The 22,705-nt window shown below is 74.0% G+C and carries 22 protein-coding genes; 13 read left to right on the forward strand and 9 right to left on the reverse strand.

Annotated features, from left to right (window positions below; all coding sequences use genetic code 11):
* Nucleotides 1–780 carry a LamB/YcsF family protein gene (locus IF45_RS0101790; RefSeq protein ID WP_020571983.1) on the reverse strand — a complete coding sequence of 260 codons (780 nt, stop codon included), beginning with the start codon at nt 778–780 and terminating at the stop codon, nt 1–3.
* Between the two features lie 195 nt (nt 781–975).
* Between IF45_RS0101790 and IF45_RS0101795 the strand changes: the two genes are divergently transcribed.
* Nucleotides 976–1,467 (forward strand): hypothetical protein, encoded by a 492-nt coding sequence (locus tag IF45_RS0101795; protein WP_003946632.1) that lies wholly within the window; start codon nt 976–978, stop codon nt 1,465–1,467.
* 244 nt (nt 1,468–1,711) lie between these two features.
* Here the strand turns inward: IF45_RS0101795 and IF45_RS0101805 are convergent, their stop codons facing one another.
* The 3 genes from IF45_RS0101805 to IF45_RS34345 are packed head-to-tail and all read right to left on the reverse strand — an operon-like array spanning nt 1,712 to nt 4,195.
* On the reverse strand, nt 1,712–2,608 hold the full coding sequence (locus IF45_RS0101805) for a ferredoxin family protein (RefSeq protein WP_008410009.1): 897 nt from the start codon (nt 2,606–2,608) through the stop codon (nt 1,712–1,714).
* A complete protein-coding gene (locus IF45_RS0101810; protein WP_030305057.1) occupies nt 2,601–3,821 on the reverse strand; it encodes a cupin domain-containing protein in 1,221 nt (406 codons plus the stop codon). Before IF45_RS0101810 ends, IF45_RS0101805 begins: the two co-directional genes overlap by 8 nt.
* Nucleotides 3,818–4,195 (reverse strand): BatC protein, encoded by a 378-nt coding sequence (locus tag IF45_RS34345; RefSeq protein WP_078842825.1) that lies wholly within the window; start codon nt 4,193–4,195, stop codon nt 3,818–3,820. The genes IF45_RS0101810 and IF45_RS34345 overlap by 4 nt, the downstream gene beginning before the upstream one ends.
* Before the next feature lie 404 nt (nt 4,196–4,599).
* On the opposite strand from IF45_RS34345, the gene IF45_RS0101820 reads away from it, so the two are divergent.
* From IF45_RS0101820 to IF45_RS0101840, 5 genes are all read left to right on the forward strand, one after another.
* Nucleotides 4,600–5,901 carry an MFS transporter gene (locus tag IF45_RS0101820; RefSeq protein ID WP_030305060.1) on the forward strand — a complete coding sequence of 434 codons (1,302 nt, stop codon included), beginning with the start codon at nt 4,600–4,602 and terminating at the stop codon, nt 5,899–5,901.
* Between the two features lie 149 nt (nt 5,902–6,050).
* Nucleotides 6,051–6,893 carry an MIP/aquaporin family protein gene (locus tag IF45_RS0101825; protein WP_030305062.1) on the forward strand — a complete coding sequence of 281 codons (843 nt, stop codon included), beginning with the start codon at nt 6,051–6,053 and terminating at the stop codon, nt 6,891–6,893.
* A gap of 27 nt (nt 6,894–6,920) precedes the next feature.
* A complete protein-coding gene (glpK, locus tag IF45_RS0101830) occupies nt 6,921–8,438 on the forward strand; it encodes a glycerol kinase GlpK (protein WP_003946639.1) in 1,518 nt (505 codons plus the stop codon).
* A 104-nt stretch (nt 8,439–8,542) separates the two neighbouring features.
* On the forward strand, nt 8,543–8,989 hold the full coding sequence (locus IF45_RS0101835; RefSeq protein WP_003946640.1) for a TIGR03618 family F420-dependent PPOX class oxidoreductase: 447 nt from the start codon (nt 8,543–8,545) through the stop codon (nt 8,987–8,989).
* Nucleotides 8,990–9,114: 125 nt separating this feature from the next.
* Nucleotides 9,115–9,963, forward strand: coding sequence for an SDR family oxidoreductase (locus tag IF45_RS0101840; protein ID WP_008410021.1), 849 nt, complete (start codon nt 9,115–9,117; stop codon nt 9,961–9,963).
* A 12-nt stretch (nt 9,964–9,975) separates the two neighbouring features.
* On the opposite strand, the gene IF45_RS0101845 is transcribed toward IF45_RS0101840, so the two are convergent.
* Complete coding sequence (locus IF45_RS0101845) at nt 9,976–10,665, reverse strand: response regulator (protein WP_030305065.1); 690 nt, start codon at nt 10,663–10,665, stop codon at nt 9,976–9,978.
* A 208-nt stretch (nt 10,666–10,873) separates the two neighbouring features.
* Here IF45_RS0101845 and IF45_RS0101850 point away from each other — a divergent pair, with 208 nt between their 5' ends.
* The 7 genes from IF45_RS0101850 to IF45_RS0101880 all read left to right on the forward strand — a co-directional run bounded on the left by IF45_RS0101850 (nt 10,874) and on the right by IF45_RS0101880 (nt 19,198).
* The gene (locus IF45_RS0101850; protein ID WP_018894117.1) at nt 10,874–11,857 is read left to right on the forward strand and encodes a Bug family tripartite tricarboxylate transporter substrate binding protein; all 984 of its coding nucleotides are present in this window, start codon (nt 10,874–10,876) and stop codon (nt 11,855–11,857) included.
* On the forward strand, nt 11,854–12,405 hold the full coding sequence (locus IF45_RS0101855; protein WP_008410027.1) for a tripartite tricarboxylate transporter TctB family protein: 552 nt from the start codon (nt 11,854–11,856) through the stop codon (nt 12,403–12,405). Before IF45_RS0101850 ends, IF45_RS0101855 begins: the two co-directional genes overlap by 4 nt.
* A gap of 1 nt (nt 12,406) precedes the next feature.
* Nucleotides 12,407–13,912 (forward strand): tripartite tricarboxylate transporter permease, encoded by a 1,506-nt coding sequence (locus IF45_RS0101860; protein ID WP_003946645.1) that lies wholly within the window; start codon nt 12,407–12,409, stop codon nt 13,910–13,912.
* 301 nt (nt 13,913–14,213) lie between these two features.
* On the forward strand, nt 14,214–15,671 hold the full coding sequence (locus tag IF45_RS0101865) for a glucoamylase family protein (RefSeq protein WP_030305066.1): 1,458 nt from the start codon (nt 14,214–14,216) through the stop codon (nt 15,669–15,671).
* Nucleotides 15,672–15,733: 62 nt separating this feature from the next.
* Entirely contained in the window at nt 15,734–16,111 is a 378-nt protein-coding gene (locus tag IF45_RS0101870) for a VOC family protein (protein WP_030305067.1), read from the forward strand.
* A gap of 232 nt (nt 16,112–16,343) precedes the next feature.
* Nucleotides 16,344–18,659, forward strand: a complete 2,316-nt coding sequence (gene pucD, locus IF45_RS0101875) for a xanthine dehydrogenase subunit D (RefSeq protein ID WP_008410035.1) — start codon at nt 16,344–16,346, stop codon at nt 18,657–18,659.
* Nucleotides 18,660–18,691: 32 nt separating this feature from the next.
* Nucleotides 18,692–19,198: a nucleoside deaminase gene (locus IF45_RS0101880; RefSeq protein WP_010639477.1), complete on the forward strand. Its 507-nt coding sequence runs from the start codon at nt 18,692–18,694 to the stop codon at nt 19,196–19,198.
* A gap of 53 nt (nt 19,199–19,251) precedes the next feature.
* On the opposite strand, the gene nagB is transcribed toward IF45_RS0101880, so the two are convergent.
* Genes nagB through IF45_RS0101900 form a run of 4 tightly spaced genes read right to left on the reverse strand, consistent with a single transcriptional unit; the run spans nt 19,252 to nt 22,667 of the window.
* Nucleotides 19,252–20,037: a glucosamine-6-phosphate deaminase gene (gene nagB / locus IF45_RS0101885; protein ID WP_030305069.1), complete on the reverse strand. Its 786-nt coding sequence runs from the start codon at nt 20,035–20,037 to the stop codon at nt 19,252–19,254.
* A 43-nt stretch (nt 20,038–20,080) separates the two neighbouring features.
* Complete coding sequence (locus IF45_RS0101890) at nt 20,081–20,767, reverse strand: N-acetylmannosamine-6-phosphate 2-epimerase (protein WP_030305072.1); 687 nt, start codon at nt 20,765–20,767, stop codon at nt 20,081–20,083.
* The gene (locus IF45_RS0101895) at nt 20,764–21,711 is read right to left on the reverse strand and encodes an ROK family protein (RefSeq protein WP_030305074.1); all 948 of its coding nucleotides are present in this window, start codon (nt 21,709–21,711) and stop codon (nt 20,764–20,766) included. Before IF45_RS0101895 ends, IF45_RS0101890 begins: the two co-directional genes overlap by 4 nt.
* Complete coding sequence (locus tag IF45_RS0101900; protein WP_030305076.1) at nt 21,708–22,667, reverse strand: dihydrodipicolinate synthase family protein; 960 nt, start codon at nt 22,665–22,667, stop codon at nt 21,708–21,710. The genes IF45_RS0101895 and IF45_RS0101900 overlap by 4 nt, the downstream gene beginning before the upstream one ends.
* Nucleotides 22,668–22,705: the final 38 nt, after the last annotated feature.

Below are 22,705 nucleotides of genomic sequence, written 5' to 3' on the forward strand. Positions count from 1 at the left end.
TCAGCCCTCCTCCCCGGTGAAGGCGCGCAGGGTGATCCCCTCGGCCTCCAGCCGCTCACGGACGGCGAGGGCGACGACCACGGCGCCCGGGGTGTCGCCGTGCACGCAGAGCGAGTCGGCGTGGACGACGAGCGGGGTGCCGTCGATCGCGGTGATGGGCTCGCCACGGGCGAGGCGGACGCACCGTTCGGCGATCTCCTCGGCATCGTGCAGCACCGCGCCGCGCTCCCGGCGCGGGACCAGCGTGCCGAAGGGCGTGTAGGCGCGGTCGGCGAACGCCTCGCGGTAGACCGGGAGTCCGGCCGCCTCGGCCAGCGCCAGCCAGCGCGACCCGGGCAGACCGAGCACCGGCGTCCCCGGGTCCCAGGCGCGGACGGCCGCGACCACGGCCCCGGCCTGCTCCTCGTGGTGGACGATCGCGTTGTAGAGCGCGCCGTGCGGCTTGACGTACCGCACCCGGGTGCCGGAGGCGCGGGCCAGTCCGTCGAGGGCGCCGATCTGGTAGAGCACGTCGTCGGCGAGTTCGCCGGGCGGTACGTCGATGAAGCGGCGCCCGAATCCGGCGAGGTCGCGGTAGCCGACCTGGGCGCCGACCGCGACGCGTCCGGCGGCTGCCTGGCGGCAGGCGCCCCGGATGACGGTGGGGTCGCCCGCGTGGAAGCCGCAGGCCACGTTGGCGCTGGTCACCACCGTCAGGAGGGCGTCGTCGTCGCCGAGTTCCCAGCGTCCGAAGCCTTCGGCGAGGTCGGCGTTGAGGTCGATGCGGATGGAGATCACCACTTCCGGTCCAGGGCGTCGCGCCGGGGTGCCCCCAGTCCACCACAGGTGATCGCCGCCGCCCCCGCACCGTCCGCCCGCGTACCGCCGTCCGCGGCCGGGTGCCGGAATCCCGCGATGCCGGGGCGTGCGCGGCGACACCCCGGCCGCACGAAAGGGAGGTTTCAGACAAGGCGGTGACCGGGAACCCCCTCGGGCATGCTGCGAAACCTTGTCCGAGGCCTGATCGCCGGCGCCGCCGGCACCACCGTGCTGGACGCCGTGACCTACGGGGACATGGCCTACCGGGGAAGAGGCTCCAGCGGAGCCCCCGGCGAGGTCGTCGAGCGGCTCGCCGAGGACACCGGGCACCCGGTCCCCGGCGAGGGCCCCACCCGGACCAACCGGCTCACCGGCCTCGGCGCCCTGGCGGGCATCGCCGCGGGCTGCGGCACCGGGGCCGCCGTCGCCGTCCTGCACGGCGCGGGCCTGCGCCTGCCGTGGTGGGTGGGCGGTCCCCTCACCGGCGCGCTGGCCATGGCCGCCGCCGACCTCCCGATGGCGGGGACGAAGGTCAGCGATCCACGGACCTGGTCGGGCAAGGACTGGGCCTCGGACATCGTCCCGCACCTCGCGTACGGGCTGGTGACCTACGCCGTGGCGACGTGCGGGCAGGACCGGGCCCCGGAACGGTGCCGCTCCGGGGCCTGACGGGCAGGGCCCGGCCTCAGGCGGCCTGGCGGGCGTACGCCCTACAGGTCACGGCGCCGCACAGGACGTGGACCGCGAGGAAAGCGGCGTGGGCGAGGTCGCCGGAGCGGTCCACGAGCCTGCCCGCCTCATGGCACCGGCGAGGGCTGCGGCCTCTGCGAAGCCGTCGTCTCCTGTCTCGCCGGCCGGGCGGGCCCGTGACCCCGGATGCCGCGAGCGCGTACGTCACGGGGCAGCGGTGAGGTCAGTCCCAGCGCAGCCCGGTGGCCTCGTAGACGACCGTCGAGCTTCGGGCCAGGCCGCGGCAGGTCAGTTGGCGTGGGGGCGTGCGGTGGGAGCGGACCTCCACGTCGAGGAGGGCCGGGTGCGGGGGATGGCCGGTGAGGTGGACGTGCCAGTGGTCGTCGAGGCGGGTGGTGGCGGTGACCGTCCAGGCGTGGCGGCCGGCGGGGCCGAAGTGCTGGAGGGCGGCGCCGACCGCCACCTGCTGGGCGGGGACGAGGTCGGTGTATCCGCGCAGGTGGCCGGCGTGGACGCGGTCGCGCAGGTGTTCCTCGACCGTGGTGACCGCGGTGGCGGCGTCGAGGCCGCCGTAGTAGACGCCGTCGGGCAGGACGACCACGTTGGCGGCGAAGCGGTCGCCGCCGACGTGGGTCGACTCCCAGACGAGGCCGGGGTGCAGCCGGCTCAGGGCGCGGGCGGCGGGCCGGCCGCGGACCGCGCAGCAGGTGTCGTGCAGGCCGTGGGCGCAGACGAGGACGACGGGCGGCAGGCCCGGCTCGCCGGGGGCGGCCAGGGCGGCGACGATCCCGGCCAGTTCCTCGTCGCGGGTCCAGGTCCCCCACTGCTGGTGGTGGGCACCGGAGCCGGCGTACCGCAGGACGGCCCAGCGGCGCGGGCCGCCGAGCGTGCGGCGGCCGTGGCGGCGGATCAGGAGGATGCGGGCCTTGACCGACTGGGCGGCGGCGAACACCAGGGCCTTGACGCCCGGTTCGAGGTCGAGGCCGTCGAAGCCGTTGGGGGGCCAGCCGCCCGGGTACTCGATGAGGACCCAGACGAGGCCGAACGGCGCGGTCCCGGCGAGCGGGTCGCCGCGTCGGCGGGCCGCGTCGGCGCAGAAGAAGCGGGGGAGGTCAGTCACCGTCGGCGGCGCGCTCGTCGTCGGGGACCAGAACGCCCGCCCGCAGCAGCCGCGCGACGAGGGCGACGCCCAGGTCACCGGCGCGGTGGGGCGCACCGTCGAGCAGGCGGGCCACGGCCGGGAGTTCGGTGTCCGGGAATTCGAGCCAGCCGGCCCGGGTGGTGAGGCGGTTGCCCTCCAGCCGGGGTGCGAGCGCTCCGCGCAGCCGTACGGGCGTGTCGGGGCCGAGCGTGTCGACGGCCGCGAGCTGGGCCAGCGGTCCCAGCGGTGCGGGTCGGCCCTGCGCGCGCCGGGCCCGGTGGAAGAGCGGGGCGGGGTCGGCCTGGGCCAGGGCGGCGGTGAGGCTTGCGCGGACCAGTTCCAGGTCGCCGCCGGGCCCGTCCACGCCGAGCGGGAGCGTGGCGCGCAGCGCGGGGTCCTCGCGCAGGGTGGCCAGCGCGGCCTGGGCGAGCTGTTCGGCCAGCGTGTACCGGGTCCAGGTGTGGATGCCCAGGGTCAGGTGGACCGAGACGGCGCCCTGCGCCTCGGCGGCGTGCAGCCAGCCGCGCGGGAGGTACAGGACGTCGCCGGGGGCGAGCACCACGTCGAGGTACGGCTCGCTCGCGGCGGCCTCGGCGACGGCCGGGCGGCGGTCGGTCCAGGGCTGGTCGCGGAGCGGGTCGGGGTGGACGGGCCGGTGGACGAGCCAGCGCTTGGTGCCCTCGATCTGGAGGACGAAGACGTCGTGGACGTCGTAGTGGTCGTCGAAGCCGCGGTTCTGCGGCGGGGTGACGTAGGCGTTGGCCTGTACGGGGTGGCCCAGTTCCGTGCCGAGCCCGGCGCAGAACTCCGCGACCGGCTGCCAGGTGCGGTGCAGCGCCTGCAGGACGAGGGTGGCGCCGTCGGCGAACTCGCGCCACAGGGCCGTGTCGTCGAGCTGGTCGGCGATGGTGGCGCCGACGCCGGCGGGCGAGGTGTAGGCGGTGTCGGGGAGCGTGGCCCCGTTCCTGGCGACGCGCAGGAAGGGGGTGCGCAGTCCCCGGCGGGCGATCAGTTCGTCGACGGCGGCGGCGGAGAAGAGGTCGGAGAAGTCACCGGCGCGGCGGTTGAGCAGGGCGGTGCGCGCCCAGAAGTCGCGGGCGAACTCCGCACGGCTCAGCCCCGTCAGACGCGCTTCGAGGACCCCGGGGCCGGTGGCGCCGGGGTCCTCGTGTGCGGTCCGGAGAGTGGTCAACGGCCCCGGCCGGGCCCATCGGCGCTGCCGTCGGCACCACCGTCGTGGACGCCGGGCGTCCCGGCCGCGCCGCCGTCGGCACCACCGTCGTGGACACCGGGCGTGCCCGCCGCGCCGCCGTCCGCGGGTCCTTCCGCGGCTCCGTCGGCTCCGCCGTCGTGCACGCCGGGCGTACCGGCCGCACCGCCGTCCGCCGGGCCTTCCGCACCGCCGTCGGCACCACCGTCGTGGACACCGGGGGTACCCGCCGCGCCGCCGTCCGCCGGACCCTCCGCGGCTCCGTCGGCACCACCGTCATGGACACCCGGCGTGCCGGCCGCGCCACCGTCCGCGGGGCCTTCCTGCTGGTTGGGGTCCTGCTCGGGGTTGCTCATCTTTCCTCCCGCGCGTCATAGGGCTGGACGTCCGTGCCGGCGCCCAGGCGTGGAGCAGCGTCATCCCCCCGGCACCGCCCGAATCAGCGTACCGCTATGGGAGGAAAGTCACGATTTGGGAGAGAAGGGGGTGCGAGGCGGGAGGCGCGAAGCGTCGGGAGAGGGGTGCGGGCCTGCCCGGATCACTACATCGGGTGTCCCGATCCATCGATTGCGGCAGCGGTGGGCACGCTTCTACAGTGCACCCTGCAAGTAAGCCTTGCCTAAGTTGCTCGCTCCGGCTGCGCGCAGCCACTCCACGACGACCGCCCTGTGGCCGGGCGTGGGTGAACCGGCACCTTCGGCCCCAGCACCTCGTGGAGTACCGCCATGCCCCCGTCCCGCCCGCGTGAAGGCGGCCGCCCGTGAAGCCGACGTTCGCGGCCGTCCTGCCCGACCTCTCTCCCTGGCGCTCCTCGCGTGACTTCCGGCTGCTGTGGGGGCAGGGCCTCATCACCTTCTTCGGCTCCACCATGGCGCTGGTCGCGCTGCCGCTCCAGATCAAGGAGCTGACCGGGTCGCCGCTGGCCGTGGGGGCGATGGGCGCGGTCGAGCTGGTCCCGCTGGTCGTCTTCGGGCTGTACGGCGGGGCGCTGGCGGACGCCGTGGACCGGGCGCGGGTCATCGTGTCGACCGAGGCGGGGCTCGGGCTGCTGGCGCTGATCCTGCTGGTCAACTCGATGCTGCCGGAGCCGATGCTCTGGCCGCTGTACGTGGTCGCGGCGGGCGTGGCCGCGCTGGCGGGGCTGCAACGCCCCGCGCTGGACTCCCTGCTGGCCCGGATCGTGCCGCACGAGCAACTGGCCGCGGCGGCCGCCCTCAACGCGCTGCGCTGGCAGGCCGGGGCCATCGCCGGCCCCGCCGCGGCCGGCCTGGTCGTCGCGTACGCGGGCAACGTCCCCGCGTACGCCACCACGGTGACCTGCTTCGCCGTGTCGGTGCTGATGTGCCTGCGGCTCTCCCCGGCCCCGCCCTCCGAGAACGCCGCGAAGCCCTCGTTGCGGGGGATCGCGGAAGGGGCGCGCTACGCCTGGTCGCGGCCGGTGCTGCTGGGGACGTACGCGATCGACCTGGCGGCGATGTTCTTCGCCTTCCCGAACACGATCTTCCCCTTCCTCGCCGACGAACTGGACGCCGACTGGTCGCTGGGCCTGATGTACGCGGCCGGGTCGGTGGGCTCCCTGTTGGTGAGCCTGACCAGCGGCTGGGCCTCGCGGATGCGGCGGCACGGGCTGCTGGTCGTCTTCGGCGCCACCGGCTGGGGGCTGGCCATCGCGGCGGCGGGGTGGATGTCGAACGTCTGGCTGGTGCTGGTCTGCCTGGCGCTGGCCGGGGCGGGCGACATGCTCAGCGGACTGGGCCGCTCCACCATCTGGAACCAGACCATCCCCGACGGACTCCGCGGCCGGCTGGCCGGGATCGAGGTCCTCTCCTACAGCATCGGCCCGCAGCTCGGCCAGGTGCGGGCGGGCGCGATGGCCGGCTGGACCGGCGCCCGCCCGGCCATCTGGACCGGCGGCCTCGCCTGCGTCGTCTCGGTGGGCCTGCTGACCGCCGCCCTGCCCAAGCTCGTCACGTACGACGCGCACACCGACGAGGACGCCCGGCGCCGGCGCGAGGCGCACACCCCGAAGGCCGCCGGCGAGGAGGTGCCGGACGCCACCTGAGGCGGGCGCCGGAGCCGCTCCCGGCCCGCCGAACCACCCGTCTGCCACACCTGGTTCGTCCTGGTGTGCGGTGATCGGTCCGGAACCATAGCCTGCTCGCACTGCTCGGGATGTCGAGTGCCGGCCCCGCCGGCGGAGGGCGAGCTTCGATGGCTGAGCCACGTGCGAAGTCGGGACTGTTGAAGGAGATGTCGGCGGAGTTCGCCGGCACGATGATCCTCATTCTCTTCGGATGCGGTGTGGTGGCCCAGGTGGCCGCGGGCGAACTGACCGACCCGCCCGGCGGCCTCGGGGACCACGACAGCATCTCGTGGGCGTGGGGCCTGGGTGTCACCATGGGCGTCTACGTGGCGGCGCGGCTGAGCGGCGCCCACCTGAACCCCGCGGTGACCGTGGCCCTCGCCGCGTTCCGGGGCTTCTCCTGGGCCAAGGTGCTGCCCTACGCGCTGGCGCAGACGGCCGGTGCCTTCGTCGCGGCCCTGCTGGTCCGCTGGAACTACAGCGAGGCGCTGGCCAAGATCGACCCCGGCCACACCGTCAAGACGCAGACCGTCTTCTCCACCCTGCCGGCCAACGGCAACCCGGCGCTGCCGGTGCACGAGTGGGGCGCGTTCCGCGACCAGGTGATCGGCACCGCGATCCTGCTGCTGCTCATCATGGCGGTCACCGACATGCTCAACACGGCGCCGGCCGCCAACATGGGCCCGTTCATCACGGGCCTGATCGTGGTCGGCATCGGCATGGCGTGGGGCACCAACGCGGGCTACGCGATCAACCCCGCCCGCGACTTCGGCCCGAGGCTCGCCAGCTTCCTCACCGGATACGGCGGGGCATGGCGAGATCAGTACGGGAACTTCTACTTCTGGGTGCCCATCCTGGGCCCGCTGGTCGGCGGTCTGCTCGGAGCGGGTCTGTACAAGTTCTTCGTCGGACGGCTCCTGCCCACCGCGCTCCCCGAGCCCCCCGGGCGCGCCCCGCGTTCCGAGAGCTGACGGCACCAGCCGGAGAGGCAGCACATCATGGCGGACTTCATCGGTGCGGTGGACCAAGGCACCACCAGCACACGATTCATGATCTTCGACCACGGCGGCAACGAGGTCGCCAAGCACCAGCTGGAGCACGAGCAGATCCTGCCCCGCTCCGGCTGGGTGGAGCACGACCCGGTGGAGATCTGGGAACGCACCAACTCGGTGATGCAGAACGCCCTGCGGTACGGCGGGCTGGCGGCGAGCGACCTGGCGGCCATCGGCATCACCAACCAGCGTGAGACGGCGGTGGTCTGGGACCCGCGCAACGGGCGCCCCTACTACAACGCCATCGTCTGGCAGGACACCCGGACCGACGCCATCGCGGCGGCCCTCGAACGCTCGGGCCGCGGCGACGTCATCCGCCGCAAGGCGGGGCTCCCGCCGGCCACGTACTTCTCGGGCGGCAAGATCCAGTGGATCCTGGAGAACGTCGAGGGGGTGCGGGAGGCCGCGGAGGCGGGCCACGCGATCTTCGGCAACACCGACGCCTGGGTCCTGTGGAACCTCACGGGCGGTCCGGACGGCGGCATCCACGCCACCGACGTGACCAACGCCAGCCGCACCATGCTGATGAACCTGGAGACCCTCGACTGGGACGACGAGCTGCTGGGCTTCTTCGGCATCCCCCGGTCGATGCTGCCCACCATCAACCCGTCCTCGGACGCGCAGGCGTACGGCACGACGCGCACCTCGCGGCCGCTGCGGGGCGCCGTCCCGATCGGCGGGGTCCTCGGCGACCAGCAGGCGGCCACCGTCGGCCAGGTCTGCTTCGCGCCCGGCGAGGCGAAGAACACCTACGGCACGGGCAACTTCCTCGTCCTGAACACCGGCACGGAGCTGGTCCGTTCCGAGAACGGGCTGCTGACCACGGTGGCGTACAAGTTCGGCGACGAGCCGGTGGTGTACGCGCTGGAGGGCTCCATCGCGGTGACGGGTTCCGCGGTGCAGTGGCTGCGCGACCAGCTGAAGATCATCAAGTCGGCGCCGGAGAGCGAGGAACTGGCCCGTACCGTCGAGGACAACGGGGGCATGTACTTCGTACCCGCCTTCTCCGGTCTGTTCGCCCCCTACTGGCGCTCGGACGCCCGGGGCGCGGTCGTCGGCCTGGCCCGGTACAACAGCGGCGGCCACCTGGCGCGGGCGACGCTGGAGGCGATCTGCTACCAGAGCCGCGACGTGGTGGAGGCGATGGAGCAGGACTCCGGCGTCCACCTCGACGTCCTCAAGGTCGACGGCGGGGTCACCGCCAACGACCTGTGCATGCAGATCCAGGCCGACGTCCTCGGCGTCCCGGTCAGCCGTCCGGTGGTCGCCGAGACCACCGCCCTCGGCGCCGCCTACGCGGCCGGGCTGGCCGTCGGCTTCTGGCGCGACACCGACGAACTGCGCTCCCAGTGGCACGAGTCGAAGCGCTGGGAGCCGGAGTGGACCGAGGAGCAGCGCGCGGCGGGGTACGCGGACTGGAAGCGGGCCGTGGAACGCACCCTGGACTGGGTGCAGGTGCCCTGAGGGCGTAGCGGCAGCCGGTACGGCGAAGCCCGGCCGTCCGTCCCCGTTCAGGGGCCGGACGGCCGGGCTTCGCCGTACATGATCATGGTTGTTAGCCTCGATTGATGACTGCGATCTTCGACGAAGCCGTCCGTGCCCGCCTCCGCTCTCCCCTCATCTGGTACGTCGGGACCGTCTTCCCCGACGGAGCCCCGCAGGTCAGCCCGATGTGGGTGGACCTGGAAGGGGAGAACGAGCTGACCTTCAACACCTCGGTGGGGCGGGTGAAGGAGGAGAACCTGCGCCACGACCCCCGCGTCTACCTCTCGCACGCGGACGCCGAGAACCCCTTCGACCGGGTGCAGATCAGCGGCGAGGTGGCGCGGTTCGTCGAGGGCCCCGAGGCGCACGACCGGATGGACCGGCTGGCGCGCAAGTACCTGGGCAGCGACCGGTTCGAGTGGATCATGCCCGGGGAGCAGCGGGTCGCCGTGGTCGTCCGCCCGCTGAAGGTCCGGCACATCGTGGGCGTCGAGCGGTTCCGCCCGGGCGGTCCGGTCCCGGCTCCCTGAGCGCCGTTCACCCGGCCGGACCGCTCCACGGGCCTCCCTGGAGCGGCGTGCTTATGGTCGGCTCGGGCCCGCCTCCGACGGCGGCGCCAGGGTGCACCGACGACGGCGGGAAAGGCGGGACCTCGATGGCGGGGACGATCCTCATCACGGGCGCGGGCAGCGGCTTCGGCAAGGAGGTCGCCCTGCGGCTCGCCGCCGACGGACACGACGTGATCGCCGGGGTGGAGATCATCGCGCAGGTCTCCGCGGTTCGGGCCGAGGCCCGGGAGCGGGGCGTGGAGCTGCGCGTCGAGAAGCTCGACGTCACCGACCCGGGCGACCGGGAGCGGGCACTCGACTGGGACGTGGAGGTGCTGCTCAACAACGCCGGCGTCTCCGAAGGCGGGTCGACCGTGGACATCCCGGCCGAGCGCCTGCGCCGCCAGTTCGAGGTCAACGTCATCGGCCCGATCCTGCTCACCCAGCCGCTCGCCAGGCGGATGGCCCGGCGGCGCAGCGGACGGATCGTCTTCATGTCCTCGGTCGCGGGCCTCACCGTCGACCCGTTCACCGGTGCGTACGCGGCCTCGAAGCACGCCGTGGAGGCGTTCGCGGACGCCCTCGACCAGGAGCTGGCCGAGTTCGGCGTCACGGTGGCCACGATCAACCCGGGCCCCTTCCTCACCGGCTTCAACGACACCATGTTCGAGACGTGGAAGGAGTGGCGCGACGACCCCGCCGAGCGCCTCTTCGACTACTCGGCACTCGCCTTCCCGCACGAGCAGTACGACCCGGAGCCGGTGCACGCCGCCACGGTCCGGGTCCTGCTCGGCGAGGACCGGCGCTACCGCCATCTGCTCCCCGGGGAGATGGAGCCGCAGGTCCGCGAACAGCTCGCCGCGGAGTGGGACCGCGAACTCAACGACGGGCGCCGCCCCGCCCTCGTGCAGAAGGCGTACGACATCGCGCCCTCGACGCCGGTGCGGGAGAGCTGACCCGCGCCCCGGCTACGCCACCCAGGTGTACCGGCGCTCCGGGCGGCCCGTGCCGCCGTACCGCAGGGCGACCTGGACCCGGCCGGTCTCGGCGAAGAACTCCAGGTAGCGGCGGGCACTGACCCGGGAGAGCGCACCGGCGCCGGCGCACTCGGCGGCGGAGAGTCCCGCCGGGTGGTCCCGCAGGGTCCGCTCGACCAGTTCCGCGGTGTGCGCCGCCAGCCCTTTGGGCAGTTCCCGCGAGCCGGGCGGCCGGGTGCCGAAGAGCTGGTCCACGTCCTCCTGCCGGGCGACCTCCAGGGCGCCGAGCCGGGAGCGCGCCGCCGCCACGTGCCGCAACTGCTCGCGCAGGGCCGCCTGGTGGAAGGGTTTGAGCAGGTAGTGGTGGGCGCCCGCGCGCAGCGCCGAGCGTACGGTCGCGCCGTCCCGGGCCGCCGTGATGAACAGCGCGTCGGTCCCGGGGCCGGAGTCGAGTGCGCGCTCCTCGGCGGCGCGCAGTTTGCGCAGGACGCTGATGCCGTCCATGTCGGGCAGGTAGACGTCGAGCAGCAGCAGGTCGGGGCGGAGCCGCTCGGCGGCGCGCAGCGCGTCCGCCCCGGTGTGGGCGACGCCGACGACCGCGCAGTCCTCCGTCGCGGCCACCTGCCGGCTGTGCAGTTTCGCCACCATGAAGTCGTCGTCGACCACCAGGACCCTGAGCATCGCGCCAGCGTAGGCCGCGACCACAACGACCACAACGTCCGTTGATTGCGGAAGGGCGACAGCCCGTTAACACGCGGGCAACATGTGGGCCACCTCGCCGCTTCGTCCGTCACGAAGCGGGCCAGAGCCTCCTCACGAACAGAACCCGCACCGGACCCGTGGGCCGCGCCCCGGGTCCCCCGTACTCGACCGACAGGTGGTGGCACACGTGCGTCTGCGCACTCCCCTCGCCCTGTTCGGGGCCGCACTGCTGGTGCTCGCGGGGCCGCCGCTGCTCACCCAGGGCAGCGGCGCCGACACCGGCACCCACATCCCCGGACTCCGCGTCATGGTTCCCAACACCCCCGGCGGGGGGTACGACATCACCGCCCGCACCCTGGTCAAGGACGCCGAGGACGCGGAACTCATCCGCAACGTCGAGGTGTTCAACCTCCCCGGAGCCGGCGGCACCGTGGGCCTCAGCCGGCTCGTCTCCGAGCGCGGCAACGGCAAGCTCGCCATGTCCATGGGGCTGGGCGTGGTGGGCGCGGCCCGCTCCAACCACTCCCCCAGCACGCTCGCCGACACCACGCCCATCGCCCGGCTCACCGAGGAGCCGGACGTCGTGGTGGTCGCCAAGAACTCCCCGTACAAGACGATCGACCAGCTCATCGACGCCTGGAAGGAGAACCCGGGGAAGGTCTCGGTCGGCGGCGGCTCGGCGCCCGGCGGCCCCGACCACCTCGCGCCGATGCAGATGGCGCAGGCCGCGGGCATCCCGCCGAAGGAGGTCAACTACGTGCCCTTCGACGGCGGCGGCGAACTGCTCGCCTCCATCCTGGGCAACAAGATCGGCTTCGGGGTCTCCGGAGTCGGCGAGTACCTCGACCAGATCGAGTCCGGCGAACTGCGGCTGCTGGCCGTCACCGGACCCGAACGCGCCAAGGGCCTGGACGCGCCGACGCTCCAGGAGGCCGGGTACGACGTCGAGTTCACCAACTGGCGCGGCGTGGTGGCGCCGCCCGGGATCACCGACGGCGAACGGGACCGGCTGGTCGCGCTGATGGAGGAGCTGCACGACTCCCCCGAGTGGCGCGACTCGATGAAGCGGAACGGCTGGGACGACGCCTTCCTGACCGGTGACGCCTTCGGCGACTTCCTGGCCGCCGAGGACAAGCGGGTCGTCGACGTACTGAAGGAGCTGGGACTGTGACCGCCGGACCCACCCCCGAGCCCGTGCCCGAGGAGCGGCCGGCCCCGTCCGGCCGCCGGGCCTGGCTGCGCGAGCACTCCGAACTCGGCGTCAGCGTCCTGCTGCTGGCGCTCGGCGTCCTCGTCCTCACCGACGCCCTCACCATGGACGTCGACATCTCCCAGCGCGGCCCGGTCGGCCCGCGGACCGTCCCGCTGGTGATCGGCGCGGGCCTGCTGCTCGTCGCGGTGCTGCTCGCCGTGGACGTGCTGCGCGGCGGCCGCGGCGAGGCCGAGGGCGGCGAGGACGTCGACCTGGACGAACCGGCCGACCTGCGCACCGTCCTGCTGCTGGTCGGGGTCTTCCTGGCCACCGCCGTCCTGATCGAGCCGGTGGGCTTCCCCGTCGCCGGCGCGCTCCTCTTCTGGGGTACCGCCTACGCGCTGGGCAGCCGCCGGATCGACCGGGACCCGCTGATCGCGGCCGTCCTCGCGCTCTTCACCTACGTCGTCTTCAACAACCTGCTCGGTGTGCCGCTGCCCGGCGGACCACTGATGGGAGTGCTGTGACATGGATGCCTTCAACTCCCTGATCGACGGGTTCGGCACCGCCCTCACCCCGCTCAACCTGCTCTGGGCCGCCGTCGGCGTCCTGCTCGGCACCGCCATCGGCGTCCTGCCGGGCATCGGCCCCGCGATGGCGGTGGCCCTGCTGCTGCCCGTCACCTACGGCCTCGACCCGACCGGCGCCTTCATCATGTTCGCCGGGATCTACTACGGCGCGATGTTCGGCGGCTCGACCACCTCCATCCTGCTCAACACCCCCGGCGAGTCCGCCGCCGTGGTCGCCGCCATGGAGGGCAACCCCATGGCCAAGGCCGGCCGGGGTTCCCAGGCTCTCGCGGCCGCCGCCATCGGCCACTTCGCCGGTGGCATGATCGGCACGCTCCTGCTGGTCGCGCTCGCCCCGACCGTGGCGAGCCTGGCCGTCGACATCGGCGCCCCCGACTACCTGGCGATCATGGTGCTGGCCTTCATCGCCGTCACCTCCGTCCTCGGCTCCTCCCGGGTACGCGGCCTGGCCTCGCTCCTCATCGGCCTCACCATCGGCCTGGTCGGCCTCGACCAGATGACGGGCCAGCAGCGCCTGACCTTCGGCTCGCTCCAGCTGGCCGACGGCGTGGACGTGGTCATCGTCGCGGTCGGGCTCTTCGCCATCGGCGAGGCCCTGTGGGTCGCCGCCCACCTGCGCCGCACCAGCGCCGAGGCCATCCCGGTCGGCCGCCCCTGGCTCGGCCGCGAGGACCTCAAGCGCACCTGGAAGCCGTGGCTGCGCGGGCCGTTCATCGGTTTCCCGTTCGGCGCGATCCCGGCCGGCGGCGCGGAGATCCCGACCTTCCTGTCGTACGTGGGCGAGAAGCGGCTCTCCAAGCACAAGGAGGAGTGGGGCAAGGGCGCCATCGAGGGCGTGGCGGGCCCCGAGTCGGCCGCCTCCGCCTCGGCCGCCGGCACCCTCGTCTCGATGCTGACCCTGGGGCTGCCGACCACCGCCGTCGCCGCCGTCATGCTCGCCGCCTTCCAGCAGTACGGCATCCAGCCGGGCCCGCTGCTCTTCGAACGCGAACCCGAGCTGGTGTGGGGCCTGATCGCCTCGCTCTTCGTCGGCATGGTGCTGCTGCTCGCCCTCAACCTGCCGCTCGCCCCGGTCTGGGCCAAGCTGCTGCGCATCCCCCGCCCCTACCTCTACGCCGGCATCCTCTTCTTCGCGGCGGTCGGCGCCTACGCGGTCGGCGGCGAGTCGGTCGACCTGGTGATCCTGCTGGTCATCGGCCTGATCGGGTTCGGCATGCGGCGGTACGGGCTGCCGGTGCTGCCCGCCGTCATCGGCGTCATCCTCGGCCCGGCCGCCGAGCAGCAGCTGCGCCGCGCCCTGCAGATCAGCGACGGCAGCGTCTCCGGCCTGGTCAACACCCCGTTCTCCGTGACCGTCTACGCCCTGATCCTGCTGATCCTGGCCTGGCCCCTGCTCCGCAAGCTGCTCCCCGCCCGCTCGCGCCCCCCGGTCCGCCAGGACTGACGCGCACCACCCCGCAGCGGCCCGCCCGGTGACCTCGCGCACCGGGCGGGCCGCTGCGTGCGCGGGGCAGGGGCGGTCCCGCGCGGCCACGTTGCGCAAGCGTGACCCGACGCCCTCTCGCCTTGCGGTCAGCCCTGCCCCAGGGTGATGTATGCGCTTCCTGTAAGCGCATACAAAGGGATGGCAGCTCCCTGCGGCGCGGGGGCCACCGCTACCTGACGGACGGTGGCACCCGCACCGCCCCCTCCTGCCCGAGCGCTCCCCCCACCGCCACCGACGCCCCTTCCCCGAGAGGTTTCCGATGGACCGCCGCACCTTTCTCACCGCCGCCGGAACCGGCGCCGCCGCCCTCACCTGCGGGGGTCTCGCCGCCCCTGCCGCCGCCGCTCCGGCCGGCGGCGACCTCCGGCTCCTGGGCTGGTTCCGCGACACCTACCGGTCGCTGGAGGCGATGACGACCGAGTTCGGCCTGACCGCCGACAAGGCCGACCTCAGCGGGGCGGCGCCGGTCGTCTCCCGCCAGACCTCGCCGACCAACATCGGCTGCGGGCTGTGGTCGGCGGTGGCGGCCGCGGGGCTCGGCGTGACCGGCGAGAGCGCGATGATCCGCTCGCTGGAACGCACCGTGCGGGCGGTCGAGCGGCTGGAGCGCCACCACGGCTTCTGGCTCAACTGGTACGACGCCCACGACGGTTCGGTCCTCACCGAGTGGCCCGGCACCGGGGAGCCGGTCCGCCCGTTCCTCTCCTCCGTCGACAACGCCTGGCTCGTCACCGGCCTGCGGATCGCCGCCGACGCCGCCCCCGCGCTGCGGCCCCGGATCGCCCGCATCCTGGAGGCCGCCGACTGGTCGTACTTCTACACGCCCTACGACCCCGCCGACCCCGTGGCCGGCCCCGGCCAGCTGCGCGGCGGCGCCTGGACCGACACCGGGGAGTTCACCGAGCACCACTACGGCGCCCTCAACACCGAGACGCGCATGGCCAGTTACCTCGGCATCGCGGACGGCTCCCTGCCCGCCGAGCACTACTGGCGCCTGCTGCGCACCATGCTGCCCGAGCACGAGCAGGAGCAGCCGCCCGGCGGCGCGTACGTCACGATGGACGGCGTCCGCGTCTGGCAGGGGCACTACACCCACCGCGGCCGGAAGGTGGTCCCGAGCTGGGGCGGCTCCCTGTTCGAGGCGCTGATGGTGCCGCTCTTCGTCCCCGAGGCCCGCTGGTCGCCCCGCTCCTGGGGCCTCAACCACCGGCGGTACGTGCGCGGCCACATCGACCACGGCCTGCGCGAGGCCCGGTACGGCTACTGGGGCTTCTCGCCCGCCAACGTGCCCGAGGGCGGCTACCAGGAGTACGGCGTCGACGCGCTCGGCATGCAGGTGGACGGCTACGCCTCCAACACCGACCGCACCCACACCACCCACGGCGCGCCCCTCCCGCCGCCCTCGGCCTTCACCAACGGCGTGGTCACCCCGCACGCCTCCTTCCTCGCCCTGCCCTACGCCCCGCGCGAGGCCGTCGCCAACCTGCGCGGTCTCGCCCGCGACTTCGGCGCGTACCACGAGGGGTACGGCTTCCGGGACTCGGTCAACGTGGACACCGGCCGGGTCAGCGACTTCGTCCTCGCCCTCGACCAGGGCATGATCGCGGCCTCCCTGGCCCAGGCCCTGCGCCCCGGCCTGCTCCAGCGCCCGTTCCGCAGCGGAGGTTTCCACTCCCGGCTGCGCCCGCTCCTGGCGGCGGAGCGCTTCAGCCTCTGAGCGGCACCCCGCCCCGGACGCGGCGCTGGCGTCCGGGGCGGGGAGAGGGAAAGATCACCGGCATGGTCTCAGTGGTGCAGAACGTGGCGATCAACTGTGCGGACGCGTACGCGCTGGCGCGGTTCTGGAGCGAGGTGACCGGGCGTCCGCTGGACGCGGCGGACCGGCCGGGTGACCCGGAGGTGCAGGTGACCCTGGCGGAGGGCAGCCCGGCCCTCTACTTCCACCAGGTGCCCGAGCCCAAGACGGTCAAGAACCGGCTCCACCTGTGCCTGCGTCCCGAGACCACGCGCGAGCAGGAGGTGGAGCGGCTGCTGGGGATCGGCGCGACGCTCGTCGCCGACCGCCGCGAGGCCGACGGCGCGGGCTGGGCGGTCCTCGCCGACCCCGAGGGCAACGAGTTCTGCGTGCTGCGCAGCGCCTCCGACCGGGCCGCTTAGGCATTTCCTCAGGCCGCGCGGCCGGACCCCGCCTGTAGGAAGCGACGAAGATCGTGTGGCGTCCGGGGCGCGGTTTCAGGTCTTCCACGCCTGGTTGTCCGTGGTCCCCGGGCTGTCTACTCCTGGTACGCGGTACGACGGCGCCCGGCGCGTCGCAGTGCCCCTCCCCCGGGCGCAGGGAGGCGGCACCTCGTGCCCGGCCCTGCCTCGTCACCAGGACGGAGACCTCCCGATGTCCCACCCGACCTCCCCCGCCCGCACCTCCCAGCGACTCGACGAAGCCGTCACCGGGGGGATCGGGGACAGCCCGCTGCGCCCGGACAGCACTCTGAAGGTCACCGGGGAGTACGCCTACTCCTCCGACCTGTGGGCCGAGGACATGCTCTGGGGCTCCACCCTGCGCAGCCCCCATCCCTACGCCCGGATCAGCTCCCTGGACATCTCGGAGGCGCTGAAGCAGCCCGGTGTGCACGCGGTCCTGACCCACCAGGACGTGCCGGGCGAGAACGTCTACGGCCTGAAGGTCTCCGACACCCCGGTCCTCGCCGAGGACATCGTCCGCTACCAGGGTGAGCCCGTGGCCCTGGTCGCCGCCGACCACCCCGAGACCGCGCGCCGGGCGCTGGCCAAGATCGTCGTGGAGTACGAGGTCCTGGAGCCGGTCACCGACCCCGAGCGGGCCGCGCACGACGACACCCTCCCGAAGCTGCACCCCGAGGGCAACATCGTCCGCTACCAGCCGGTCGTCAAGGGCGACCCGGAGGCCGAGGCGGAGGTCGTGGTCTCCGACGTGTACACCATGGGCATGCAGGACCAGGCGTTCCTGGGGCCGGAGTCCGGGCTGGCGATCCCCGACGAGGACGGCGGCGTCGACCTCTTCCTCGCCACCCAGTGGCTCCACGTCGACCAGCGGCAGACGGCCCACGCCCTCGGCCTCCCGCTGGAGAAGGTCCGCTTCACCATGTCCGGCGTGGGCGGCGCCTTCGGCGGCCGCGAGGACCTCTCCATGCAGATCCACTGCTGCATGCTGGCCCTGCACACCGGCCGGCCCGTGAAGATGGTCTACAACCGGCTGGAGTCCTTCTACGGCCACGTCCACCGCCACCCCGCGAAGATGTACTACGAGCACGGCGCCACCAAGGACGGCAAGCTCGTCTACGTGAAGGCGCGGATGTACTTCGACGGCGGCGCGTACGCCTCGAAGACCCCCGTCGTCGTCTCCAACGCCACCTCGCTCGGCACCGGCCCCTACGTGGTGCCCAACGTCAGGATCGAGGGCTGGGGGCTGTACACCAACAACCCGCCCTGCGGCGCGATGCGCGGCCTCGGCGCGGTGCAGCCCGCCTTCGCCTACGAACTCCAGATGGACAAGCTGGCGGCCGCCCTGGAGATGGACCCGGTCCGGCTGCGCCGGCTCAACGCCGTCGAGGAGGGGGACTCCCTGCACACCGGGCAGGTGCTCGACTCCCCCGCCCCCGTCGCCGAACTCCTCGCCCGTCTGGAGCGGATGCCGCTGCCGCCCGAGTCCACCGACCTCCCCCGGGACGTCCGCACGCTGCCCGGCGGGCTCTCCAACACCTCGCACGGCGAGGGCGTGGTCCGGGGCGTCGGCTACAGCGTGATCATCAAGAACGTCTCCTACGCGGAGGGGGTGGACGACTACTCCACCGCGCGGGTGCGCCTGGAGGTGATCGGGGGTGCGCCGGTCGCGCTGGTCCACACCGCCGCGGCCGAGGTCGGCCAGGGGCTGATCACCGTGCACCAGCAGATCGCCCGCACCGAACTGGGCGTGGAGCGGGTGACGATCCACCCGGCGGACACCAACATCGGTGACGCCGGGTCGAGTTCGGCCTCGCGCCAGACGTACATCACCGGCGGCGCCGTCCGCGAGGCGTGCACGGCCGTGCGGGAGGCGGTCTTCGAGCGGGTGGCGCGGCGTTTCGGCGAGGACCCGGCCGGGCTCTCCCTGGCCGGCGGCAAGGTGGTGTGCGCCTCCGGCGCCGTCCTCGACCTCGTGGAGGTCCTGGGCGAGGAGCCGGTCGAGGAGACCCGCGAGTACCACCACCTGCAGACGTACAAGATGGACCCGGTCACCGGGCAGAGCCGGCGCGTCCACGTCCAGCACGCCTACGCCGCGCACCGCGCCGTCGTGGAGGTCGACACCGAACTGGGCCTGGTCAAGGTCATTCAGCTCGACTGCGCCCAGGACGTCGGCAAGGCGGTCAACCCGGACGCAGTCGTCGGGCAGATCCAGGGCGGGTCGACCCAGGGGCTCGGACTGGCCGTCATGGAGGAGATCAAGGTCAAGGACGGCAAGATCCGCAACCCCTCCTTCACCGACTACCTGATCCCGACCATCCTCGACACCCCGCCCATGCGCATCGAGGTCCTGGAGCGTGCCGACCCGCACTCCCCCTACGGCGTACGCGGGGTCGGCGAGCCGCCCACCATCTCGGCCACGCCCGCCGTCGTCAACGCCATCCGCAACGCCACCGGGCTGAACCTCACCCACACCCCGGTCTCCCCCGAGCAGCTCTGCGGCTCCTGACCGCGTCGGCCCCCTCTCCCGAAGGAAGAACGATGACCCTCACCCACGCCCAGGAAGACGGCGTCCGCGCCCTGGAACGCGCCTGGATGGAGCAGGCGATATCCCTGGCCACCGACAGCGCGCGCAGCGGCGGCGGCCCGTTCGGCGCCCTGATCGCCAAGGACGGCCAGGTCGTCGCCACCGGCCACAACCAGGTCACCGCCACCCTGGACCCCTCCGCGCACGCCGAGGTCAGCGCGATCCGCGCCGCCTGCAAGGAGCTGAACACCTTCTCCCTCGCGGGCTGCGTCCTCATCACCTCCTGCGAGCCGTGCCCGATGTGCCTCTCGACCGCCCTGTGGGCCCGCGTCGACCGCCTCGTCTACGCGGCCGACCGGCACGACGCCGCCGTGGCCGGCTTCGACGACCGCGCCTTCTACGACCTGTTCGACAAGAAGCCGCAGGCCGACTGGCCCCTGGAGGTCGCCCACCTGGACCTCCCCGACCGGACCCGGCCGTTCGACACGTGGGTGGCGAAGGGGGACCGGGTGGAGTACTGACGGGGCGTCCGCCGGGTGGGCCGGGCCCGGCTCAGGCCGGGCCGGCCCGTCCGTCAGATGCCCTGCCAGGCCGGCTTGGCCGCGAAGGCGGAGCGGAAGTAGGCGGCCAGTTCCAGGCGCGAGGCCGCTGCCTCGTCGGCGACGACGGTGGCGTGCGGGTGGAGTTGGAGGGCGGAGGACGGGCATCTCGCGGTGAGCGGTCCTTCGACCGTCGCCGCCACCGCCTCGGCCTTGGCCTCGCCGGTGGCTAGGAGGACCAGGTGGCGCGCGTCCAGGATGGTGCCGACGCCCTGGGTGAGGACGTGGCGCGGCACCCGGCCGGGGTCGCCGCCGAAGAAGCGGGCGTTGTCGGCGCGGGTCCGCTCGGTGAGCGTCTTGAGCCGGGTCCGCGAGGAGAGCGACGAACAGGGCTCGTTGAAGCCGATGTGGCCGTCGGTGCCAATCCCCAGGAGTTGCAGGTCCACTCCGCCGGCGGCGGCGAGCGCCCGCTCGTACGCGGCGCAGGCCGCGGCGGGGTCGTCGGCGCTCCCGTCGGGTCCGAGGAAGGAGTCCGCCGCTATGCCCAGGGGCTCCAGCACCTGGCGGGCGAGGACCGAGCGGTAGGACTCGGGGTGCCCGGGCGGGAGTCCGGCGTACTCGTCCAGCTGGGCGATCCGGGCGCGGGAGAGGTCCGCCTCGCCGCGCCGGGCCATGGCCGCGAGCGCCTCGTAGACCGGGAGCGGGGTCGAGCCGGTGGCGACGCCGATCAGGGCGTCGGGTCTGCGGGCGAGCAGCCGGGCGACGGCCTCGGCCACGAGGGCGCCGCCCGCCTCGGCGTCCTCGACGATGACAACTTCCATGCTGGTTCCACCGGTTCGTGAGTCGGTCGGGTGTGCCGGGCGGTCAGGGCGTGAGACCCGCCGCGAACAGCCGGGTCAGGGCGGTGGGGGCGGTGATCGCGGTACCCACCACCACGCTGGTGGCGCCCGCCGCCAGCGCCGCGGCGGCCTGCTCCGGGGTGGCGATCCGTCCCTCCGCGACGACGGGGACCTCGACGGACCGGGCCAGTGCGGCGACCAGTTCCAGGTCGGGCAGGGTCTGCCGGGGAGAGCCCGGTGCGTAGCCGGAGAGGGTCGTGGAGACGAGGTCGGCGCCCTGGGCGGCGGCCTCGCGTCCCTCGTCGGCCGTCGCGACGTCGGCCATGACGAGCCCGCCGCCCGCGTGGACGGCGGCGACCAGGTCGGCGAAGGTACTGCCGTCGGGGCGCGGGCGGGCGGTGGCGTCGGCCGCGACGATCGCCGCCCCGGCGTCCACGAGGGCGAGGGCGTGGCGGACGGTCGGGGTGATGTAGACGCCCGTGTCGCCGTCCTTCCAGAGGCCGATCACGGGGAGGTCCACGGCGGCGGCGGTGGCCGCGACGACCTCCGGTTCGTTGACCCGGACCGCCGCCGCGCCGCCCGCCTGCGCGGAGCGGGCCATGCGGACCAGCGTGCCGGTGTCGCGCATCGGGTCGCCGGGCGGGGCCTGGCAGGAGACGATCAGGCGGCCGGTCAGGGCGGTGAGCGGGGAGGCGGGCCGGCGGGGTGTCATGACGGGGCTCCGGTGGTGGCGGCGTGGGTCGGGGGCAGGGCGCGGGCCAGGGCTGCCGCGCCGAGGACGGCGGCGTCGGCCCCGGCGAGCGGCGGGGCGGGGCGCAGTCCGCGCAGGGGTGGCATGAGTTCGGCGGTGAAGGCGTCGCGGAGGGCGTCCTGGTAGAGCGGGCCGATGTGCGGTACGCCGCCGGCGACGACGACGCGGTGCGGGGCGAGCAGGTTGGCGAGGCCGCCCAGGGCGCGGCCGGCGGCCCGGGCGCCGTGGGTGATCGCCGAGGTGGCGTGCGGGTCGCCGTGGGCCGCGCGTGCGGCGACGGTGTGCAGGGACGGGGCGGGTTCGCCGCTGGTGCGCCGGTAGTGCGCGGTGATGGCGGGCCCGGCCGCGACGGCCTCCAGGTGGCCGGTCGCGCCGCAGGTGCAGGGCAGTCCGGCCGCCTCGGGGCTGGGGAGGTGGCCGAGGTGCCCGGCGACGCCGGCGGTGCCGTGGAGCAGCCGGCCCGAGGTGGCGACGGCGCCGCCCACCCCGGTGCCGACGGCGGCGTACAGCAGGACGGCCTCGCCGGGCAGCGTCGCCAGTTCGGTCGCGGCGGCGGCACGGACGTCGTTGTCGCAGGCGACGGGGAGCCCGGTACGGGCGGTGAGGCCCGGCCCGAGCGCGGTGCCGGCCCAGCCGTGGATGGTGTCGGTGGCGCTGACCACGGTCCCGGTGGCCGGGTCGATCACTCCGGCGGCGGCCACCCCGATCGCGGTGGCCCCGGCCGCCCCGACGGCGCGGGCGGCGAACGCGAGGGCGTCGAGGACGGCTGCCGGGCCGCGTGTCGCCGGGGTGGGGTCGGTGCGCCGGGTGAGGACGGTGCCGTCGGGCGCGACCAGGGCGGCGGCGATCTTGGTGCCGCCCAGGTCGAGGCCGACCACCGGGCCCGGGTGGTGCGGGGCCGTCATCGGACGGGGAGCAGGCCGGCCGCGCGCAGCCGCGCCTCGACGTGGGCGACCGCCGTCCCGTCCAGCGGGATCTGGGGTGCGGCGGTGGTGCCGTGCGCGACGACGCCGAGCAGGCGCAGGGCGTGCTTGAACGCGCCGATCGCGGAGGAGTTGCGGCCCATCTCGCCCTCGGGCCCCGCGTCGACCAGGTCGAAGAGGGCGACCAGCCGCTCTTGCTCGGCCACGGCGCGGTCCAGGTCCCCGGCGCGTACGGCGTCGTAGAGGCGGACGTAGCCGGCGGGGTCGACGTTGCCGAGGCCGGGGACGACGCCGTCGGCGCCGGCGAGCAGGGCGGCGTCCACGGTGAGTTCGGAGCCGGTGAGGATGCTGAAGGCGGGGGCGGGTCCCTCGGCGCGGCCGTCCCGGCCGCCGAGGGCGACGAGGAGCCGGCGCAGGGAGCCTTCGTCGCCGCTGCTGTCCTTGAGGCCGGCGAGCGTGCCGTCCTCGGCGAGTTCGCGGACCAGGGCCGGGGAGAGCTTGCTGTGGACCGAGACGGGGAGGTCGTAGGCGTAGAGCGGCAGGCCGGAGCGGTCGCGGACGGTGCGGAAGTGGCGGGCGGTCTCCCGGGGGTGGGTGCGGGCGTAGAAGGGGGCGGTGGCGACCAGGGCGTCGGCGCCGGCCGCGCGGGCGGCCTCGGCGTGGGCGAGGACGCGCGGGGTGGTCATGTCGATGACGCCGGCGAGGACGGGGACGCGCCCGGCGGCGGCCTCGACCACCGTCCGCAGGGCCACCTCCCGTTGCGGGTCGGTGAGGAAGGCGACCTCGCTGCTGGAGCCCAGGGCGAACAGCCCGTGCACTCCCCCGCCGACGAGGTGCTCGACGAGCCGGGCGAGCGAGGCGGTGTCGACCTCGCCGGCCGCGTCGAGCGGGGTGCAGACGGGCGGGACGACGCCGCGGAGGGGCTGGGACGGGGACATGAGGACTCCTGGGCTGTGCGAGAGGGTGGTACGTGGTA

Origin of the sequence: Streptomyces albidoflavus (assembly GCF_000719955.1) — a bacterium.
GTDB lineage: Bacteria > Actinomycetota > Actinomycetes > Streptomycetales > Streptomycetaceae > Streptomyces > Streptomyces albidoflavus.

What these genes read in the sequence shown, in the direction of transcription:
- IF45_RS0101795 (WP_003946632.1), top strand. Translation starts at nt 976, where the DNA reads ATGCTGCGAAACCTTGTCCGAGGCCTGATCGCCGGCGCCGCCGGCACC.
- IF45_RS34345 (WP_078842825.1), bottom strand. Translation starts at nt 4,195, where the DNA reads ATGAGCAACCCCGAGCAGGACCCCAACCAGCAGGAAGGCCCCGCGGAC.
- IF45_RS0101825 (WP_030305062.1), top strand. Translation starts at nt 6,051, where the DNA reads ATGGCTGAGCCACGTGCGAAGTCGGGACTGTTGAAGGAGATGTCGGCG.
- glpK (WP_003946639.1), top strand. Translation starts at nt 6,921, where the DNA reads ATGGCGGACTTCATCGGTGCGGTGGACCAAGGCACCACCAGCACACGA.
- IF45_RS0101835 (WP_003946640.1), top strand. Translation starts at nt 8,543, where the DNA reads ATGACTGCGATCTTCGACGAAGCCGTCCGTGCCCGCCTCCGCTCTCCC.
- IF45_RS0101840 (WP_008410021.1), top strand. Translation starts at nt 9,115, where the DNA reads ATGGCGGGGACGATCCTCATCACGGGCGCGGGCAGCGGCTTCGGCAAG.
- IF45_RS0101845 (WP_030305065.1), bottom strand. Translation starts at nt 10,665, where the DNA reads ATGCTCAGGGTCCTGGTGGTCGACGACGACTTCATGGTGGCGAAACTG.
- IF45_RS0101860 (WP_003946645.1), top strand. Translation starts at nt 12,407, where the DNA reads ATGGATGCCTTCAACTCCCTGATCGACGGGTTCGGCACCGCCCTCACC.
- IF45_RS0101865 (WP_030305066.1), top strand. Translation starts at nt 14,214, where the DNA reads ATGGACCGCCGCACCTTTCTCACCGCCGCCGGAACCGGCGCCGCCGCC.
- IF45_RS0101870 (WP_030305067.1), top strand. Translation starts at nt 15,734, where the DNA reads ATGGTCTCAGTGGTGCAGAACGTGGCGATCAACTGTGCGGACGCGTAC.
- pucD (WP_008410035.1), top strand. Translation starts at nt 16,344, where the DNA reads ATGTCCCACCCGACCTCCCCCGCCCGCACCTCCCAGCGACTCGACGAA.
- IF45_RS0101880 (WP_010639477.1), top strand. Translation starts at nt 18,692, where the DNA reads ATGACCCTCACCCACGCCCAGGAAGACGGCGTCCGCGCCCTGGAACGC.
- nagB (WP_030305069.1), bottom strand. Translation starts at nt 20,037, where the DNA reads ATGGAAGTTGTCATCGTCGAGGACGCCGAGGCGGGCGGCGCCCTCGTG.
- IF45_RS0101890 (WP_030305072.1), bottom strand. Translation starts at nt 20,767, where the DNA reads ATGACACCCCGCCGGCCCGCCTCCCCGCTCACCGCCCTGACCGGCCGC.
- IF45_RS0101895 (WP_030305074.1), bottom strand. Translation starts at nt 21,711, where the DNA reads ATGACGGCCCCGCACCACCCGGGCCCGGTGGTCGGCCTCGACCTGGGC.
- IF45_RS0101900 (WP_030305076.1), bottom strand. Translation starts at nt 22,667, where the DNA reads ATGTCCCCGTCCCAGCCCCTCCGCGGCGTCGTCCCGCCCGTCTGCACC.